Below are 18,600 nucleotides of genomic sequence, written 5' to 3'. Positions count from 1 at the left end.
CATGGCCGATGTCCCCGCGTTCCCGGTGCCGACCATGCCCGCCCCGCCGGTCGGCGTCGTCGGGCTCGGGCAGCTGGGGGGCTCGCTGGCCGCCGCGCTCGTCGCCGCCGGCCGGGAGGTCGGCGGCTGGGACGTCGATCCGGCGGCGCGCGAGGCCGCTGCCGCGCGCGGGGTGCGGATCACCCAGGAGTTCACCGGCGTCGTCGTCCTCGCCGTGCCGCTGCCGGCCATGACGACGGCGCTCGAGGGGCTGGCCATCGACCCGGCCGCGACCGTCACCGACCTCGGCTCGGTCAAGGTGCCGGTGCTGGAGACCCTCGGCGCGGCGTTCGGCGGGCGCTTCGTCGGCGGGCACCCCATGTGCGGCACCGAGCGCTCGGGCCACGCCGCCACCGATCCCGCGCTGTTCGCCGGCGCCCGGTGGGCGCTGTGCCTGGAGCCGGGCACGGAGCTGCCGCGCTGGCTGCGCGTCGCCGAGATCGCCCTGGCGGTGGGCGCGGAGGTGGTGCCGGTGACCGCCGCGGAGCACGACGACGCCGTCGCCGCGATCAGCCACGTCCCGCACCTGCTGGCCGCCGCGCTGGCCGCCGCGGCCGCCGACGCCGGTCCGCTCGCCCTGGCGCTGGCCGCCGGGAGCTTCCGCGACGGCACCCGGGTGATCGGCAGCGACCCGGCCTTCGTGACGGCGATGGTCGAGGGCAACGCGGCCCCGACCGCCGCCGCGCTGGCCCGCGTGCGCGCCGAGCTCGACCGCCCCTGGCCCGAGCTGGTCGCCACCGGGAACGCCGTGGCGCGGCGGGCCGCGGACCGGCGCACGGTGCGGGTCCCGCTCGAGCGCGCGGCGCTGCTGGCGCTGGGCCGCGCCGGTGGGGCGGTGCACCGGCGGCTGGCCGCGTTCGTCGAGGGCTGGCTGCCCGACGGCTCCGCCTGAGCGCCGGGCCCCGGCACGGCCCGGCGCCGTTTCACGCCCGCGCCGGCGGGCAGGGAGCAGGGCATGGACGAGACCGACATCCTCAGCCGCATCCACTCGCTGGTCGAGGAGGAGCACTCGCTGCGCGACGGCGAGGAGCACACCGACGAGACCCGCGCCCGCATGAAGAAGCTCGAGGCCGACCTCGACCAGTGCTGGGACCTGCTGCGGCAGCGCCGCGCCAAGCGCCAGTACGGCGAGGACCCCGACGACGCCGACGCCCGCCCGGAGCCGCAGGTGGAGAGCTACCTCCAGTAGCGGCCCCGGTCGCGGGTCAGCGGTCGACCGGCCCGTCGCTCAGGCCGAGCGGGTGGTGGGCTGGCGGCCGCCGGCGCCGAGCAGGGCCAGCTGCCAGAGCAGCCGGGACCGCGGGTCGGTGAGCTTGCGGCCGGTGACCGACTCGATCCGGCGGAGCCGGTGCATCACCGTGTTCCGGTGGCAGTAGAGGGCGTCGGCGGCGCGGGTCGGTGAGCCGTCGGCGGCCAGGAAGGCCGCGAGCGTGTCCAGCAGCACGTCCCGCTCGTCCTCGGGCAGCTCCAGCAGCCCGCCCAGGGACTGCCCCACCAGCCGCGAGCTGATCTCCGGCGAGTTGCTCAGCAGCGCCTCGGGCAACCGCTCGTCGATGCTCACCACCCGGCTGTAGCCGGCCGGCAGCGTCCGGGCCGCGGTCTGTGCCAGCCGGTAGGCCACCCCCGCGGCGGCGGCGCCCTCCACGACGTCGGACACCCCCACCGGCCCGCGGGCGACGGCGGTCAGCAGGGCCACCAGGTCGGCCGGGCGCACGGCGCCCAGCCCCACCACGCCTACCTGCGCGCCACCGCGGGTGCCCCACACCGAGCGGACCCCGCGCTTGAGCAGCCCCTCGGCGGGCCCGTCGAGCCCGGGGGACCCGTCGGGCGCGGGCAGCGCGACCACGGCCATCAGCCGGCCGTCCAGCGGCATGGCCAGCAGGTCCGACGCCGTCCGCACGAACGCCGGGTCGCTGCCGCGGCCGTCGATCAGGCCGTCGAGCACCTGTTGGCGGGCGTGCTCGTCGACGCCGGCCAGCCGTCGCTGCTCCTCGCGGTAGCCCTCGGCGACGGCGGCGCAGTCGGCGTCGTTGGTGCGCCAGACCGAGCCGGCGACCTCCAGGAGCAGCACGTCGTGGCGGTGACTGCTGCGCTGGGACACCGACAGCAGCGCCTCCCAGGTGACCTGGCCACCGAGGCGCCAGGCCCGCAGCACCGCCTCGAGCGGCACCCCCTGTGCGGCCCGGCGGCGGCCCACGGCACGGGCACCGCTGCGGTCGGCGTCGCCGTCGTCGGCCCATCCCTCGATGAGCGTGCGCAGCCCCTGTTCGAGGCCCCGGCGGACCGACGAACGCAGCTCCTCCTCCGTGACCAGCAGGTCGCGGTAGGAGGGCTCGCTGCGCAGCAGCACCTCGAGCATCCGGTCGGTCATGTCCTCGAGCTCGGCCACCAGCAGTGGCGCGAGCTCGGACAGGCGATCGGAGATCTCCGGCCGGAACCGCTGCATCCGCTCACCTCCCGTACGTGACGCACAGCACAACGCGTCCGCCTCATCGCTGTGCAGTGCGCCCATTGTGACCGGTGACACCGGCGGGCAGTCTCAGCGGGACGTACTCGTGACCCAATCGTCGCCGTCCGGACACCTCCGGAGCGGCCATCTCCCCGACGCAGAGGAGCAGTGGGCCCCTTGGCGCAGCCGACCGGCAGCCAGCGAACGCACGACTCAGCGCCCACCTCCCGGCTCGAGCTGACCGGGATCAACGTCGCCTTCGGCGGCGTCCTGGCTCTCACCGACGTCTCGCTCGTCGTCGAGCCGGGTCAGGTGCACGGCCTCATCGGTCCCAACGGCGCAGGCAAGACGACGTTGTTCAACGTCGCCTGCGGCCTGGTGCGCCCGACCTCCGGCCGCATCGTGTGGCGGGGGGAGGAGATGCGCCGGCTGCGCCCGAGCCAGCTCACCAAGCTCGGCATCTCGCGCACGCTGCAGGGCGTCGGCCTCTTCCCCGGCATGACCGTGCTGGAGAACGTCATGGTCGGCGCCCACCGCCACGGCCGGGCCGGTTTCCTCTCCGCGCTCCTCGCGCTGCCCACCTCCGACAAGGACGAGCGGCTGCTGCGCGAGCGGGCCATGCGGGCCCTGACCGAGCTCAACGCCGAGAAGTTCGCCGGCCGCTACCCCGGCTCGCTCCCCTACCCCGTGCAGAAGCGGGTCGCCCTGGCCCGCGCCCTGGTCGCCGAGCCGGACCTGCTGCTGCTCGACGAGCCGGCCAGTGGTCTGGCCGAGGACGAGATGCACGAGCTGGGCGAGCTGATCCGCTCGGTCGTGAGCCGGATGAGCGTCCTGCTGGTCGAGCACCACATGGACCTGGTCATGCGGGTCTGCGACCAGATCACCGTGCTCGACTCCGGAAAGCAGATCGCCGCCGGCACCCCCGAGCAGGTGCAGAACGACCCCGCGGTCACCGAGGCCTACCTGGGCGACGCCGTCGACGCCGAGGCCGACGCGGCCGAGCTGACCCACGCCGAAGGAGGACGCACCCATGGCTGAGGCCCACGGCAGCACCGCGGTGTCGGCCACCGGGACCACCGGCGGCACCGCCACCACCAGCCGCCTGCTCGAGGTGGAGAACCTGAGCTCCGCCTACGGGCCGGTGCGCGCCCTCGACGGCGTCTCGCTGTCCGCGGAGGCCGGGAAGATCACCGCCGTCCTGGGCGCCAACGGCGCCGGGAAGACCACCCTGCTGCGCACGATCAGCGGTCTGGTCCGCCCGGTCTCCGGCCGGGTCGTGCTCGACGGCGAGGACATCACCAAGGCCTCGGTCGAGTCCATGGTCGGGCGCGGCATGGCGCACGTCCCCGAGGGCCGCGGCGTCATCGCCGAGCTCACCGTGGACGAGAACCTGCGCGTCGGCGCGCTGTTCCGCGGCAAGGTCGGCAAGGACGAGTTCGACCGGGTCTACGACCTGTTCCCGCGCATCGCCGAGCGCAAGAACAACGCCGCGCACACCCTCTCCGGCGGCGAGCGGCAGATGCTGGTCATCGGCCGGGCCCTGCTGGCCAAGCCGCGCGTGCTGCTCCTCGACGAGCCGTCGCTGGGGCTCGCCCCGCGCATCGTGGCGCAGATCTTCGGTCTGCTCCGCCAGCTGGTCGACGCCGAGGGCCTGTCGGTCCTGCTCGTCGAGCAGAACGCTCGCAGCGCCCTGTCGGTCGCCGATGTCGGCGTCGTCCTCAACCTCGGCCGGGTGGTCGTCACCGACTCCGCCCGCACGCTGATGGGCGACGAGGACCTCCGGCACGCCTACCTCGGTTTCTGACCCTCCCGCACTGCCAGGAAGGCTTCCCACTGTCGTGGACTACTTCGTCAACGTGACCCTCACCGGGTTGACCCAGGGCATGATCTATTCGGCCTTCGCCCTCGCCCTGGTGCTCATCTGGCGCTCCACCCGCATCGTGAACTTCGCCCAGGGCTCCATGGCCGCGGCCACCACGTTCATCGCCCTGGCGCTCATCCAGGCCGGCCAGTCCTACTGGGTGGCGCTGATCGTCGCCCTGCTCTCGGGCTTCCTGCTCGGCGCCGTCGTGGAGCGGGTCATCATCCGCCCGGTCGAGGGCGGGCCGGAGCTGAACGCGGTCATCGTCACCCTGGGCCTCTTCGTGGCCATCCAGGCGCTGATCGCCATCGTCTTCGGCTCGTCGTTCCAGTCCTTCCCGACGCCGTTCGGTGTCCGCGGCTTCGAGGTCGGCGGCTCCACCATCCCGCTGACCCCGACCAGCCTCTACGTCATCGGCTCCGTGCTGATCACGATGGCGCTGCTGGTGGCGCTCTTCCGGTTCACCCGCATCGGCCTGGCCATGCGCGCCTCGGCCTTCAGCCAGGAGGTCGCCCGGCTGCTGGGCGTCAAGGTGGGCGGGATGCTGACCCTCGGCTGGGGTCTGGCCGCCGTCGTGGGCTCCCTGTCGGGTCTGCTGATCGCCGGTGGCGGGTTCGTCTACCCGGCGTACATGGACTCGCTGATCGTGTTCGGCTTCGTCGCCGCGATCATCGGCGGGCTCGACTCGCCGGTCGGCGCGATCGTCGGCGGGCTGATCCTCGGCCTCGCGCTCAGCTACGTGAACGGCTACGTGGAGCGCGGCAGCGCGCTGGTCAGCGTCGCCGCCCTGGTGATCCTCATCGTCGTGCTGCTGGTGCGTCCCGGCGGCCTGTTCAGCAGCACCACGGCTCGGAGGGCATGACCATGAGCGACCTGCAGAGCCCCGCGTCCGCCGCCGGCAAGGCCACCGACGAGGCCCCCACCGAGTCGACCGCCGGCGCCAACGCCCCCTCGGCCACCGCCAAGGCCGGCCGGTCCTTCCTGCCGCAGTCGACCCTGCCGCGCCACCTGCTGGTGCTGGCCCTCTCCGCGGTGTTCGCCGTCGTGCTGCTGGAGGTGAGCAGCCCGTACCAGAACTCGCAGATCGCGACGCTCAGCTACTACGCGATCGCGGCCGGCGGTCTCACCGTCCTCACCGGCATGAACGGCCAGATCTCGCTCGGGCACGGCGCCCTCATGGCCGCCGGCGCGTACACGACGGCGCTGTTCCTGGACGCCGACGAGCCGCTCCCGCTGCCGCTCATCCTGCTGGCCTCCGTCGTGGTGGCCACCGCGGTCGGCGCGCTCGTGGGCGTCGCCGCGGCCCGCCTGCACGGCCCGTACCTCGCCGGCGCGACGCTCGCCCTGGCCGTCGGCCTGCCCGGTCTGGCGATCTACTTCCACGACATCTTCGGCGGCGAGCAGGGCATGCGGGTGCGCGCCCCGCAGGCGCCGGACGCCTTCGAGAGCTTCATCGAGACGGTGTCGGGGAACGCGGCGTCCAGCACCAAGTGGCTGGCCTACGTCGGCGTGATCTGCCTGCTGATCACGTACTTCTTCCTCGCCAACCTGGTGCGCAGCCGGATCGGCCGCACCTGGCGGGCGGTGCGTGACCAGGAGGTCGCCGCGGAGCTCGCCGGCATCAACCTCGGGGCCTGGCGGGTGCTGGCGTTCGTCGTCAGCGCGGCTGCGGCCGGGCTCGCCGGCGGCGTGCTGGCCATCGTGGTCCGGCTGGCGGCGCCCAGCGGCTTCACCCTGGTGCTCTCGCTGGCGCTGCTCACCGCGATCGTGATCGGTGGCCTGGGGAGCCTGCTCGGCGCGCTCCTCGGCTCGGCGCTGCTGGTCTTCCTGCCGCCGTTCGTGACCAACCTGGGCGCCGACTTCGGGCTCAACGGCACCGAGGCCGCGCAGCTCGCCCCGTTCGTCTACGGCGTCGTGCTGATCGTGGCGATGATCTTCGCCCCCGCCGGCTTCGTGGGCACCATCCGCCTCCGTCGGATGACCGCCAAGGCCAAGCGTGCGTCGGCGGCGCAGGCGAAGGCCGCCGGCTCGAACGGGGGGTGAGCACGACCCATCCGTTCCGCTGCTCCAGACCGCTCCACCCCACCCCGACTCCCGGGCACCGATGCCCGGGCCGCACCAGAGGAGAACTGTTGTCCAGATCCTCCCGTCGTCTGATGACCGCCATCGCCGCGGCCACCGTCGCCTCCACCCTCGCCGCCTGTGGCGGCGGTGACGACGGCGGCGGCTCGTCCTCCGCCGAGGGTGGCGAGAACGAGGCCTCCGACACCGGCGTCACCGCGGACTCGATCAAGCTCGGCGCGCACTACCCGCTGACCGGTGTGGCCGCCCCCGGCTACAGCGAGATCCCGACCGGCGTCAAGGCGTACTTCGACTGCCTGAACCAGGAGGGCGGGGTCTACGGGCGTGACATCGAGTTCATCTTCAAGGACGACGCCTACAACCCGAGCCAGACCAGCCAGGTCACCAACGAGCTCGTCCTCGAAGAAGAGATCTTCGCGATGATGAGCGGCCTGGGCACCCCCACCCACAGCGCCGTCGTCGACTTCCTCAACGACGAGGGCGTCCCGGACCTCTTCGTCTCCTCCGGCTCCCTGATGTGGGGTGACGACCCGGAGACCTACCCGATGTCGTTCGGGTGGCAGACCGACTACGAGAGCGAAGGCAAGATCATCGGCGAGTACATCGCCAATGAGTTCCCCGACGCCAAGGTCGGTCTCTTCCTCCAGGACGACGACTTCGGCGAGGACGGCGAGTCCGGCATCCGCCAGTACATCGACGACCAGATCGTCGCGGCCGAGCGGTACACGCCGGGCAACACCAACGTCGGTCCGCAGATCGCGGCGCTGAAGGCGGCCGGCGCCGACTTCGTCGTCGGGTTCAACGTGCCCAGCTACACGGCCCTGTCGCAGCTGACGGCCCTGCAGCTCGGCTACGACCCGCAGTGGTTCTACTCCAACGTGGGTTCGGACCCGAACCTCGTCGGCGGCCTGCTGAACCGCTTCAGCGAGGGCAAGGTCACCGACGCCGCCCTGCTGGACGGCGCGCTGACCACCGGCTACCTGCCCACGGTCGACATGACCGACAACCCGTGGATCACCGAGTTCTCGCGCATCTGGGACGAGTGCGGTGGCGAGGGTGAGCTCACCAACTACCGCGTCTACGGCATGTCGCAGGCCTACACGATGACGCAGGCCCTGCAGGCCGCCGGTCAGAACCCGACCCGCGAGGGTCTCGTCGAGGCCGTCGAGGCCGTCGGCAGCGAGTGGGAGGGCCCGGTGTTCGCGCCGTTCCGCTACTCCGAGGACAGCCACATGGGCACCAGCGGCATGACGATCGAGCGCGTCGTCGGCAACGGCTCCGAGGAGGTGCAGCCGGTGCGCATCACCGACATCGGTGACGCCGAGATCGAGGAGTTCGGCGGCGAGGCCGCCACGCCGCCGGCGAACGCCATCCCCGACGAGGAGGCCTACGAGGGCTGAGCAGTCAGCCCCTCCTAGCGGTACCCGGCACGACGGCGGGCCGCCGGTTCTCCTCCGGGAGACCGGCGGCCCGTCGCCGTTGTGCGACCCCGGGACGACCACTTCGACGCCGAAGTGTGTGGCGGTGATCGCCGGGTAGGAGGCCCGCGATCGCGCGGCGAGCGCGCCCGCAGGACGAGGAGGCAGTAGGTGACCGGACCGGCACGCGAGCCACGCACGATCCGCCGGGCGGTCGTCACCGGAGGAGCGGGCTTCCTGGGCTCCCACCTGTGCGAGCAGCTGCTCGAACGCGGCGTCGAGGTCGTCTGCCTGGACAACTTCCTCACCGGCTCACCGGACAACGTGCTGCACCTGATGGAGCACCCCGGGTTCCGGCTCGTCCGCTGTGACGTCAGCGAGTTCGTGCACGTACCCGGCGAGGTGGACCTGGTCCTGCACTTCGCCTCCCCCGCCAGCCCGATCGACTACCTCAGGATGCCGATCGAGACGCTCAAGGTCGGCAGCCTCGGCACCCTGCACACCCTCGGCCTCGCGCACGAGAAGCAGGCCCGGTACGTCCTCGCCTCCACCTCCGAGGTCTACGGCGACCCCCTCCAGCACCCGCAGACCGAGGAGTACTGGGGCAACGTCAACCCGGTGGGCCCGCGCGGCGTCTACGACGAGGCCAAGCGGTTCGGCGAGGCCATGACGACCGCGTACCGGACCTCCAAGGGCACCGACACCGGCATCGTCCGGATCTTCAACACCTACGGTCCGCGGATGCGGGCCGACGACGGCCGCGCCATCCCCGCGTTCGTCAGCCAGGCCCTCGACGGCCGCCCGCTGACCGTCGCCGGGGACGGATCGCAGACCCGCTCGATCTGCTACGTCGACGACACCGTGGCCGGCATCCTCGCGATGGCGTTCTCCGACCAGCCCGGCCCGATCAACATCGGCAACCCCGACGAGCTGTCGATGCTCCGCCTCGCCGAGTGGATCGTCGAGCTCACCGGCTCGTCGTCGCCGATCGACTTCATCGACCTGCCGGTCGACGACCCGAAGGTCCGGCGCCCCGACACCACCCGCGCGCGGGAGCTGCTGGGCTGGCAGCCGGGGGTTCCCTCCGAGGACGGGCTGCGCCGCACCGTCGAGTGGTTCGCCGGGCACCTGGCCGCGACCCGGGCCCAGGCTGTCTGACGGCCGCTCGCGCTGACGGTGTGACCAGGGCCGGGCACGGATGGTGATCGGCGTCACGCCGGACGGGCCGGCGTTCCCTCTACTCTGACGGGGCGGGCCCGGGGGGAGCCGCACCCACCCCGAGTCGATCAGAGAGCGAGCATGGGCCGCCACGCCGATCCCACCGCCCAGCGCCGTACGGTGCCCCCCGTCCTGATCGCCGCAGGCCTCGTCGTGCTGCTGCTCGCGGGCGGGCTCACCTGGTGGCTGACCACCCGTGGCTGCGGCGACCGCGTGACGGTCGACGTCACGGTCGCCCCGGAGCTCGGTGGGCTCACCGAGGAGCTGCTGGCCGAGGTGCCCACGACCGACGACGACGTGTGCGTCGACGCCGCGGTCACCGCGCAGGAGCCGCTGCAGACCGCCGGCTCGCTGGGCGCCCTCGAGGCCGAGGCGCTGCCCGACGTCTGGGTGCCCGACTCCTCGCTGTGGGCCGCCCGCTCCGGGTACGGCGAGCTGCAGCCGATGGGGTCCATGGCGACCTCCCCCGTCGTCCTGGCCACCAGCCGGGCCGCGGTCGAGGAGCTCGGCTGGGCCGGCGAGGTTCCGACGTGGGGCCAGGCGCTGAGCACCGGCCGCCCGCTGGCCGTGCCGGACCTGGCCGCGAGCGCAGAGGGGCTGTCCGCGCTGGCCGCCGTCCGCGGCTCGCTGGGCGGCGACGAGGACGCCGACAACGCCGTCGTGCAGGCCGTGCTCTCCGCCGCCCGGAACACCGCCCCCTCCCCGGCCGACGCACTCGCGACCGGCACCGAGGGCGGCGCGGACGCTCCGCTGGTGCCGGTGAGCGAGCAGGAGGTGTACGCGGCGAACGAGACCGTGACCCAGGCGAACCTGGTCGCCGTCTACCCGGCCGAGGGCACCCCGGCGCTGGACTACCCGGTGCTGCGGGTCGGGTCGGCGTCCGGCGCGGAGCAGACGGCCGTGGAGGCCGTGGTGCGCCGGCTGCAGTCCGACGACGCGGCGGTCGCCGTGCGGGAGGCCGGGTTCCGCGGCCCGGAGGGCGGCGCCCCGCCACGGGCCGGCGGTGACTCCGGGATCGCCGAGGCGATGCCCGCCTCGCTGCCGATGGACGTGGAGCAGGTCCAGGCGCTGCTGACCCGGCTGTCCAGCCTCGCCGCGCCCTCGCGACTGCTGGCGGTGTTCGACGTCTCCACCTCCATGAAGGCCCCGGTGGGCGACGGCACCCGCGCCACCCTCGCCCGGGACGCCGCCAAGAGCACCCTCACCCTGGTGCCGGGCGACTTCGCGCTCGGCCTGTGGGTGTTCGCCTACGAGCTGGCCGGCGACCAGGACTGGGAGGCGCTGGTGCCCACCCGCGAGCTGGACGCCGACGTCGACGGCACCAGCCAGCGCGACATCCTCGACGACCAGCTGGACACCATCCCCGACCGGCTCACCCCCGGCGGCACCGGCCTGTACGACACCACGCTGGCCGCCGTGCAGGCGGCGCGGGACGACTACGACCCGACCGCGGTCAACAGCGTGCTGGTCCTCACCGACGGCACGAACGAGGACGACGAGGCCGGCCTCTCCCTGGAGAACCTGCTCATCGAGCTGGCCGCCGGGGCCGATCCCGACCGGCCGATCAAGGTCATCGGTGTGGCGCTCGGCCCGGACGCCGACCTGTCGGCACTGGAGCAGATCGCCGAGGCCACCGGCGGCGCTGCCTACTCGGCGGTGGACGAGAACGACCTGCAGACCGTGCTCTTCGACGCCCTCCGCCAGCGCGACTGAGCTTTTCCGCGGAAACCCTCGTGAGAGTTTCCGCGGAAGAGCTCAGGGGAGGCGGTCCAGGGCGGCGGTGACCTCGTCGACGGTGATGCGCGCCAGGGCGGGGTCGAGCTCGGTGCCCCAGGGGTCGCCGGTGCCGTCCCCGTGCCAGAGGACGACGTGCAGCGGTCCGCGCTCCCCGGCTCGCGCCGGCGGGCCCCACAGCGCCGGGGACACCGGCCCGAACAGCACCACCGACGGTCGCCGGTAGGCGGTGGCCAGGTGGGCGACGCCGGTGTCGCCGCACACCACCACGCGTGCGGCCGCCACCACCGCGGCGAGCTCCACGGAGGTCGTCCGGCCGGCCAGCACCGCGTCCTCGCCCAGCCCGGCCGCCGCGGCGACGGAGCGGGCGAGCTCCACCTCGGCCGGGCCGCCGGTGATCCGCACGTCGTGCCCGGCGTCGGCGAGGTGCCGGGCGACGGCGGCGAACCGGTCCGGTGGCCACCGCCGGCCGGGATGTGCGGCGCCGGGGTGGACGACGGCGGCGTCGCGCACCGGCGGCGGCACGGCCGGGACGGCGAGGTCGAGCGCGTCGGGGTCGGCCTCGACGCCGAGCCCCTCGGCGACCAGCCGGCACCAGCGCCGGACCTCGTGCTCGTCGGCGTACCAGGTGGGCCCGGGGTAGCCGGGGCTGTCGAACGTGAGCAGCCGGGCGGGCGCCAGGTCGGCGACGACGACGTGCGATGCCGGACCCTTGCCGTGCAGGTCGACGGCGAGCTCCGGCGGCGGACCGGACCAGTCCAGCGGTTCCAGCTCGCGGGCGGGCAGCACCTCGTCCACCGCGTCGATCAGCTCGGCCAGCGGGCGCAACGGCTCGGTGGTCGCGAGCACCAGCCGGTGGTCGGGCACGGCGGCCCGGACCGCGCGGATGGCAGGGACGCCGGTGAGGAGATCGCCCAGCCCGAGCGGCCGCAGCACGACCGCAGTCGGCCGAGCTTTTCCGCGGAAACTCACGTCGGCTTTTCCGCGGAAAAGCTCGGGGTGGTCGTGGTTCACACGCGGGAGCGCTCGACCAGTGCGGTCGTCGAGTGCCCGTCGAGGTAGGGCAGCACGACGGCCTGCCCGCCCCAGGTGCGCAGCACCGCGGCCTCGGGCAGGTCCGCGCCGGCGTAGTCGCCGCCCTTGGCCCACACGTCGGGCCGCAGCCGGTCGAGCACCTCGGCGGGGGTGTCCTCGTCGAAGACCACGACGGCGTCGACGAACTCCAGCGCCTCGAGCACGCGCGCCCGGTCCGGCGCGGTCACCAGCGGACGCGAGGGGCCCTTGAGCCGGCGCACCGAGTCGTCGGAGTTGATGCAGACCACCAGGCAGTCCCCCAGCCCGCGGGCGGCGCGCAGCGTGGCGACGTGGCCGGCGTGCAGCAGGTCGAAGCAGCCCCCGGTGGCGACGACCGTGCCGCCAGCGGCCCGCACCCGGGCGAGGACGGCCTCGGCGCCGGGCTCGGCCGCGCCCTCCGGTGCGGCGGGCCCGGCGGGCCCGGCGGCGTCCCAGGACGTCGCTCCACCGCGGGCGACGAAGGCCGAGGCGAAGGCGACCGCCGCGGCCACCGCCTCGCCGGTCACCGCGCCGTCGGCCAGGGCCAGCGCGGCGGCGGCGGCGAAGGAGTCGCCGGCGCCGCACGGGTCGCCGCCGGTGACCGCGACGGCCGGCACGACCATGGGCGCCCCGGAGCCGTAGGAGAGCAGCGCGCCGCGGGCACCGAGGGTGACGGCGACGGCGCCGACCTCCCACTGCCGGATGAGCGCCTCCGCCCGGGCCCCGACGACGGCCAGCCCGGTGCCGGTCGCGTCGGCGGCCACGCGGGCGGCCTCGGCGCCGTTGGGCGTGACGAGCCGGGCGTTCGGCACCGGGTCCGCGCCGCGGGGGTGCGGATCCCACACGACCGGCCCGCGGGCGGCGCCCAGTGCGTCCCGGACGTCGGCCGCCGCCGTCGTCCCGCGGCCGTAGTCGGCGACGAGCACCGCGGCGGCGTCCCGGATCGCCGCGGCCGCCTCGGCGGGCAGTGGGCCGAGGGTCGCGACGGGCGCGCCGCTGTCCAGGCGTGCGACGGAGTGGTCCCCCACGCGCAGCCGCTGCTTCACCGAGGTGCCCCCGGTCGCCGGGATCTCGATCAGCCGCACCCGGCCGGCGAGCAGCTCCCGCAGCCGGACGGCGCCCTCGTCGGAGTCGATCGGGGCGATCAGCACGACCTCGCGGGTGCCGGCCGCCGCCGCGATCACCGCGGCCAGCGCCGCGCCGCCGGGGCGCTCCCGGCGCTCGATGCCCTCGACCACCGGCACCGGCGCGTCGGGGGTGAGCCGGGACGCGCTGCCGACCAGGTCGACGTCGAGCAGCGCGTCGCCGACGACGACAAGCGGCCGCTCGGTCACTTCGCCGCCTCGAAGGACGGGCCGGTCGGCACCCGCGCCGGCTCGGCGAGCACCGCCTCGTCGAACGCGGCGCAGAGCAGGTGCAGGGCGACCAGGTGGCACTCCTGCACGGTGGCGGTCCACGGCGAGTCGATGGCGACGGCGTCGTCGGCCACGGCGGCCAGCGGGTTGGGTGCCGGCCCGGTCATGGCCAGCACCGTGATGCCGCACTCCTGCGCCCGGCGGGCCGCGGCGACGGCGTTCGGCGAGCGTCCGGACGTGGACAGCAGCACCAGCACGTCACCGGGGCGGCCGTGTGCCTCCACCTGGCGGGCGAACAGCTCGTCGGCCGGGTAGTCGTTGGCGATCGCGGTCAGCGACGACGTCTCGGCGGTCAGGCAGATCGCCGAGAACGGCGGCCGGTCGGCCCGGTAGCGGCCGACCAGCTCGGCGGTGAGGTGCTGGGCCTGCGCGGCGCTGCCGCCGTTGCCCGCGGCCAGCAGGCGGCCGCGCCCGGGACCGCACAGCACCTCGGCGACCAGCCGGCCCCAACGGTCCAGCGCCGGCAGCTGGGCGTTCAGCGAGCCCAGCGCCGCGGTCAGCGACGCGACGTGGTCGGCACCGGTGAGGTGGGTGCAGGTGTCGGGCTGGGGGAAGGCCGCGGCCGTCCCCTGAGCGACCACGTTCTCGCGGAAGGAGTGCGGGGGGATGCTCATCGGGCGACCTCCACGGGACGGCGGCGGGCGAGGACCTGCCGGTAGACGGTTTCGGTGTCGGCCACGACGCGGTCCCAGCGGTAGCGGGCACGCACCCGCCGCACGCCGGCCGAGCCGTAGGCGGCCCGGCGCTCGTCGTCGGCCAGCAGCGCGGCGAGCACCTCACCCAGGCGCGCGGGGTCCCGCGGGGGGACGAGGTCGCCGGTGACGCCGTCGGCGACGGAGTCCTGCAGCCCGCCGACCGCCGTGGCGACGACGGGCCGCCCGCAGGCCATGGCCTCCAGCGGGGTGATGCCGAACGGCTCGTACCAGGGCACGGCGAGGACGACGTCGGCCGAGCGCACCCAGGCGGGGACGTCGGCGCGCGCCACCGAGCCGGCGAACACCAGCCGGTCGGCCACCCCCGCCTCGGCGGCGATGCCGCGCAGCCGCCGCACCTCGGGATCGGCGTCGACGGCGTCGGGCGCAGGCCCGCCGACGACCACGAGCTCGGCGTCGGGCACGGCCCGCAGGGCGCGGACGGCGTCGTCCTGCCCCTTGCGCTCGACCAGCCGGCCGAGCACCAGCAGGCGCTTGCGGTCCCCGCGCGGGGCGACCGGGCCGCGCGGGGTGAACACCGCGGTGTCCACGCCGCAGGGCACGATCGAGACGCGGTCGGTGGTCAGCCCGAGGCGGCGCAGCTCGAACACCTCGTCGGAGCAGGTGGCCACGACGTGGCTGACGTCGCGGCACAGCCCGCGCTCGAGGTCGATGCGCTCGGCGGGCGAGGTGTCGGCGTCGCCCTGGTGGCGCCGCTTGACCGAGCCGAGCGCATGGAAGGTCTGCAGCACCGGCACCGGGGAGAGCAGGCTGGCCGAGGCCTCGACCGAGGCCAGACCGCTCATCCAGAAGTGGGCGTGCACGACGTCGGGCCGGGCCGCGGCCCAGCCGTGCCGCAGCACCCGCGCGAACGCCGGCATGTGCTGCAGGAGCTCGTCCTTGGGCAGCGGCTCGGGCGGGCCGGCGGTCACGTGGACGACGTTGTAGCCGTCCTGCACCACGACCCGCTCGGGCAGCGCGGCGTCGTCCCGGCGGGTGTGCACGGTGACCTCGTGCCCGCGCTGCGCGAGCCCGGCGGCCAGTGCGGCGACGTGCACGTTCTGCCCGCCGGCGTCGACGCCGCCGATCGCGGCGAGCGGGCTGGCGTGCTCGCTGACCAGGTCGATCCTCATCGCGTCACCTCTCCGAGCAGGCGATCCCAGTCCTGCAGGAATCGGGCCAGGCCGTAGCGCTCCAGCGCGGCGGCGCGGGCGGCCTTGCCGGCCAGCCGGGCGGCGTCCTCGTCGTCCACGAAGTGCCGCACGGCCTCCCACAGCCGGTCCGGCCTGGTGGAGAGGACGCCGGCCTCGGCCGGGACCGCCTCCACCGCCTCGGTGGTGGCCAGGCCGACCACCGGCATGCCGAGGTGCATGGCCTCCAGCAGCGACAGCCCCAGGGAGGTCCAGCGGACCGGGTGCACGTAGACCCGGCGGCGGGCCAGCTCGGTGTGCATGGCCGCCTGCGGCGGGTCGTCGTGCAGCGCGACCCGCTCGGGGTCCAGGCCGTACTTCTCGTGCAGCCCGGCCAGCCCCATGCCGAAGACGTCGACCGGCGCGGCGGCGGCCAGCCCGGGCAGCAGGTCCGCGCCCACGGTCCGGCCCCGGCGCACCGGCTCGTTGGTGACGACGGCGGCCCGCGCCAGCTCCCCGGTGTAGCGCTCCCCCGGGTCGACGATGCCGTGCTCGATGACCGTCGTCGGCGCGCGGCCGTTGTCGTAGAACAGCTCGTTGAAGGAGGTGACGTGCGCGATCGGGATGCCGGACTGGTCGGCCATCGGGTGCCGGGTGTGCGGCACCGGCCCGTCGCCCGGCTCCAGCCCCGGCGCGTTGTGCTCGAGGAAGACCGCTGGCAGGTCCCGGCCGGGCTCGCGGCCCAGCCATTCGCGCACCAGGTCCAGGTCGCGTCGGCGCTGCAGCACCACGACGTCGACGTGCTCGTCGCGCAGCTGCTCGGGGGTCACCTCGCGGGCCGACGCCGGCCAGTCCCAGGTGCGGGCGCGGCCGAGACCGTCGGCGTCGCGGCCGGGGGTGACCGGGATCAGGTACTCGTGGTCGCCCTGGACGAAGGACGTCGTCCAGGAGCCGTGCACGTGCCAGACCAGGACCTTCACGCGCTCACCAGCTTCTCCACGGCGGCGACGACGTCCTGCGCCGTCACCGAGGTCAGGCAGGGGTGGCCGGGCACCGGGCACTCGCGGGCCCGGGTGTCGCGGCAGGCGGCGAACTGGTCGCCGAGGAGCACGGTGGGCACGCCGTAGGGCGCCCACCGGGCCGCGGGGACGACGGGCGCGAAGAGCGAGACGACCGGGGTGCCGACGGCGGCCGCCAGGTGCGCCGGTCCGGTGTTGCCGACGACGACCGCGGCCGCGCCGTCCAGCAGCGCCGCCATCTCGGCCAGCGTGGTCTCCCCACCCAGGTCGGTGCCCCGGGTGCCGGCGACGGCGGCGGTGAGCTCCCGTTCGCCCGGCCCGCCGGTGACCAGCACGCGGTACCCGGCGTCGGCCAGCGCCTCGACGGCCTCGGCGCAGCGCTGCGCCGGCCAGGCCCGGGCCGACACCGAGGCGCCGGGGTGCAGCACGACGTAGCCCGGCTCGTGCGCCACCGCCGGCAACGGGCGGCGGACGGCGAGCCGCCCGTCGTCGCCGTCGGGCAGCTCGAACCCCGCCGCGCGGGCGAGGGAGAGCGCGCGCTCGGGCTCGGGCAGGTCGTCCTCGACCCGGTGCCGGACGTCGAGCAGCGAGCCCGGGTAGTCGACGCTGATCGCCGAGATGCGGGGCACGCCGCCCGCGCGGAGCACCAGGGCCAGGGGCAGGGGCGACTGGTGGAAGGACGTGGAGATCAGCGCCTCGTCGGGCGCCAGGTCCCGGATCCGCGCGGTGAGCGCGGCCAGGTCGGCGGGGTCCACGGGCGGCGGGTCGCCGAGGATCCAGGGGCAGGCCCAGGTCCAGACCTCGTCCACGCCGGGCAGCAGCTCCGCCGCGGCGGCGCCGGCGGGCCCGGCGAGCACGACCACGCGGTCGGCCCCGGCGGCGACGGCGCGGACCAGCGGGCCCTGGAGGAGCACGTCGCCGGCGTTGTCCAGCCGCGCGACGAGCACGGTGCGGCTCACCAGTGCCCGCCCAGGACGCGCCCGACCGCCTCCGTCAGCGTCTCCGCGCGCTGCGGCGCGGCCTCGACCTCCTCGCGGCGGGTGACGGGGGTGGGCACCATGATCCCGGCCGACCCGGCCGCGGCGGCCGCCTCGACGTCGGCACCGATGTCACCGATCACCACGCATCGGGCGGGGTCGACGCCCAGTTCGGCGCAGGCGGCGGTGACCATCCCGGGAGCTGGCTTGCGGCAGTCGCAGCCGTCGTCGGGGCCGTGCGGGCAGTACTGGACGGTGTCGAACGGGCCGATCAGCTCGTCCAGCCGCTTCATGCAGGCGTCCACCTGGTCGGGAGTGATGAGCCCGCGGGCCACGCCGGACTGGTTGCTGACCACGCCGACCTTCACGCCGCGGGCGCGCAGCGCGTCCAGCGCCTCGCGGGCGCCGTCCACCGGGCGGACCCACTCCGGATCGCCGTTGTAGGGGTAGTCGTGCACCAGGGTGCCGTCGCGGTCGAAGAGCACCAGGTCGGGCAGGCCCCGCCAGCGACGGACGCCGACGTGCTGCACGACGCCGCGCAGCCAGTGCCAGGTGGCCAGCGGCGGGATCGCGGCGCTCGTCAGGGCCATAGTGGCGATTTCGGCCCTCGTCCTCGGGCCGGGGGCGATCCGCCGCCAGGCGAACTCCCCGGTGCCGGCGGCCCAGGCGGCCGCGGCGGCCAGCGCGGCGCGGGGCCGGCGGGCCGCGGCGAGACCGACCGTGGCGAGCGCCGCGGCCGTGACCGCCATGTGCTGCGGACGGCGGCCGAGCGCGGCGTCGGCCCGGTCCCGCCAGTCGCGGCCGTGCAGCCGGCGCATCAGGACGTCGTCGGCGTTGCCGGCCTGCACGCGCACGCTGACCCAGCGGTCGGTGGGCCGGACCGGGTGGGTGATCCACCGCTCGCCGCGGACCAGCCGGGAGCCGGTGTCCAGAACGCGCAGGGCGAGGTCGGAGTCCTCGCGGAAGGCGCGCGGGAAGCGTTCGTCGAAGCCCCCGACGGCGGCCAGGGCGGCGCGGCGGTAGGCGAGGTCGGCGGTGATCCAGCTGGAGGTGGCCAGCCCGGCGGTGCCGCGCTCCCAGTCGGTGGGGCGACGGTGCCCGGGCAGCGGGACCCGCACCCGGCCCTGGCTGCCGGCGACGTCGGCCGGCAGGTCGGCCAGGTCGCTCTCCAGCCGGGAGTACCAGTCGCGGTCGGTCACGACGTCGTCGTCGAGGAAGGCGATCCACTCGGTGCGGGCACTGCGCCAGCCCAGGTTGCGGGCGCGGGCCGGCCCGCCGCCGCCGGTGCGCACGACGCGGACCGGCGGGAGCCCGGGACGGTCCGGCTGCAGCGGCTCGCCGGTGGGCCGGTCGTCGACCAGGATCAGCTCGGCCGGGCGCGGCCCGGGAGCAGCGGCGAGCGCGTCGAGCAGGACGTCGAGCGAGGCACGCCCGATCGTCGGCACGACCACGGTCACCTGCGCGAGCATGATCGCGTCCTGCCCGTTCTCCGGACGGCGAAAACTACGGGCTT

At 75.0% G+C, this 18,600-nt stretch carries 17 protein-coding genes; 9 read left to right on the top strand and 8 right to left on the bottom strand.

Annotation, left to right across the window (positions count from 1 at the left end; translation table 11 throughout):
* The first annotated feature begins 1 nt into the window (after position 1).
* Together GCU60_RS00855 and GCU60_RS00850 are read left to right on the top strand one after the other, a co-directional pair.
* Complete coding sequence (locus GCU60_RS00855) at positions 2 to 931, top strand: prephenate dehydrogenase (RefSeq protein WP_163201743.1); 930 nt, start codon at positions 2 to 4, stop codon at positions 929 to 931.
* Between the two features lie 63 nt (positions 932 to 994).
* Positions 995 to 1,228: a DUF2630 family protein gene (locus tag GCU60_RS00850; RefSeq protein ID WP_163201742.1), complete on the top strand. Its 234-nt coding sequence runs from the start codon at positions 995 to 997 to the stop codon at positions 1,226 to 1,228.
* 39 nt (positions 1,229 to 1,267) lie between these two features.
* Here GCU60_RS00850 and GCU60_RS00845 read toward each other — a convergent pair whose 3' ends face one another.
* Positions 1,268 to 2,485, bottom strand: coding sequence for a PucR family transcriptional regulator (locus tag GCU60_RS00845; RefSeq protein WP_163201741.1), 1,218 nt, complete (start codon positions 2,483 to 2,485; stop codon positions 1,268 to 1,270).
* 171 nt (positions 2,486 to 2,656) lie between these two features.
* Between GCU60_RS00845 and GCU60_RS00840 the strand changes: the two genes are divergently transcribed.
* From GCU60_RS00840 to GCU60_RS00810, 7 genes are all read left to right on the top strand, one after another.
* Positions 2,657 to 3,526 (top strand): ATP-binding cassette domain-containing protein, encoded by an 870-nt coding sequence (locus tag GCU60_RS00840; protein ID WP_163201740.1) that lies wholly within the window; start codon positions 2,657 to 2,659, stop codon positions 3,524 to 3,526.
* Positions 3,519 to 4,292: an ABC transporter ATP-binding protein gene (locus GCU60_RS00835; RefSeq protein WP_163201739.1), complete on the top strand. Its 774-nt coding sequence runs from the start codon at positions 3,519 to 3,521 to the stop codon at positions 4,290 to 4,292. The genes GCU60_RS00840 and GCU60_RS00835 overlap by 8 nt, the downstream gene beginning before the upstream one ends.
* A 34-nt stretch (positions 4,293 to 4,326) precedes the next feature.
* Entirely contained in the window at positions 4,327 to 5,211 is an 885-nt protein-coding gene (locus tag GCU60_RS00830) for an ABC transporter permease subunit (protein ID WP_163201738.1), read from the top strand.
* A 2-nt stretch (positions 5,212 to 5,213) separates the two neighbouring features.
* Positions 5,214 to 6,392 (top strand): branched-chain amino acid ABC transporter permease, encoded by a 1,179-nt coding sequence (locus GCU60_RS00825; protein WP_163201737.1) that lies wholly within the window; start codon positions 5,214 to 5,216, stop codon positions 6,390 to 6,392.
* A 113-nt stretch (positions 6,393 to 6,505) separates the two neighbouring features.
* Positions 6,506 to 7,831, top strand: a complete 1,326-nt coding sequence (locus GCU60_RS00820) for an ABC transporter substrate-binding protein (RefSeq protein ID WP_163201736.1) — start codon at positions 6,506 to 6,508, stop codon at positions 7,829 to 7,831.
* Between the two features lie 189 nt (positions 7,832 to 8,020).
* Positions 8,021 to 9,007 carry an NAD-dependent epimerase/dehydratase family protein gene (locus GCU60_RS00815; RefSeq protein WP_163201735.1) on the top strand — a complete coding sequence of 329 codons (987 nt, stop codon included), beginning with the start codon at positions 8,021 to 8,023 and terminating at the stop codon, positions 9,005 to 9,007.
* A gap of 180 nt (positions 9,008 to 9,187) precedes the next feature.
* Complete coding sequence (locus tag GCU60_RS00810) at positions 9,188 to 10,780, top strand: VWA domain-containing protein (protein WP_345770302.1); 1,593 nt, start codon at positions 9,188 to 9,190, stop codon at positions 10,778 to 10,780.
* 42 nt (positions 10,781 to 10,822) lie between these two features.
* Here the strand turns inward: GCU60_RS00810 and GCU60_RS00805 are convergent, their stop codons facing one another.
* The 7 genes from GCU60_RS00805 to GCU60_RS00775 form a co-directional block, all read right to left on the bottom strand.
* On the bottom strand, positions 10,823 to 11,737 hold the full coding sequence (locus GCU60_RS00805) for a glycosyltransferase family 9 protein (protein WP_345770301.1): 915 nt from the start codon (positions 11,735 to 11,737) through the stop codon (positions 10,823 to 10,825).
* Positions 11,738 to 11,811: 74 nt separating this feature from the next.
* Positions 11,812 to 13,188, bottom strand: coding sequence for a D-glycero-beta-D-manno-heptose 1-phosphate adenylyltransferase (gene rfaE2, locus GCU60_RS00800; protein WP_163201732.1), 1,377 nt, complete (start codon positions 13,186 to 13,188; stop codon positions 11,812 to 11,814).
* A complete protein-coding gene (locus GCU60_RS00795; RefSeq protein ID WP_239520227.1) occupies positions 13,185 to 13,883 on the bottom strand; it encodes a D-sedoheptulose-7-phosphate isomerase in 699 nt (232 codons plus the stop codon). The genes rfaE2 and GCU60_RS00795 overlap by 4 nt, the downstream gene beginning before the upstream one ends.
* Entirely contained in the window at positions 13,880 to 15,094 is a 1,215-nt protein-coding gene (locus tag GCU60_RS00790; RefSeq protein ID WP_163201731.1) for a glycosyltransferase, read from the bottom strand. Before GCU60_RS00790 ends, GCU60_RS00795 begins: the two co-directional genes overlap by 4 nt.
* The gene (locus tag GCU60_RS00785; RefSeq protein ID WP_163201730.1) at positions 15,091 to 16,071 is read right to left on the bottom strand and encodes a glycosyltransferase; all 981 of its coding nucleotides are present in this window, start codon (positions 16,069 to 16,071) and stop codon (positions 15,091 to 15,093) included. The genes GCU60_RS00790 and GCU60_RS00785 overlap by 4 nt, the downstream gene beginning before the upstream one ends.
* Entirely contained in the window at positions 16,068 to 17,069 is a 1,002-nt protein-coding gene (locus tag GCU60_RS00780) for a glycosyltransferase family 9 protein (protein WP_163201729.1), read from the bottom strand. The genes GCU60_RS00785 and GCU60_RS00780 overlap by 4 nt, the downstream gene beginning before the upstream one ends.
* Positions 17,066 to 18,556 carry an HAD-IIIA family hydrolase gene (locus tag GCU60_RS00775; RefSeq protein WP_163201728.1) on the bottom strand — a complete coding sequence of 497 codons (1,491 nt, stop codon included), beginning with the start codon at positions 18,554 to 18,556 and terminating at the stop codon, positions 17,066 to 17,068. The genes GCU60_RS00780 and GCU60_RS00775 overlap by 4 nt, the downstream gene beginning before the upstream one ends.
* Between the last annotated feature and the right edge of the window lie 44 nt (positions 18,557 to 18,600).

This window comes from Blastococcus saxobsidens, assembly GCF_010682065.1.
In the GTDB taxonomy this organism is placed as follows: domain Bacteria; phylum Actinomycetota; class Actinomycetes; order Mycobacteriales; family Geodermatophilaceae; genus Blastococcus; species Blastococcus saxobsidens_B.
The sequence above is the reverse complement of the archived record's forward strand: the minus strand, read 5'-3'. Positions and strand labels throughout refer to the sequence as shown.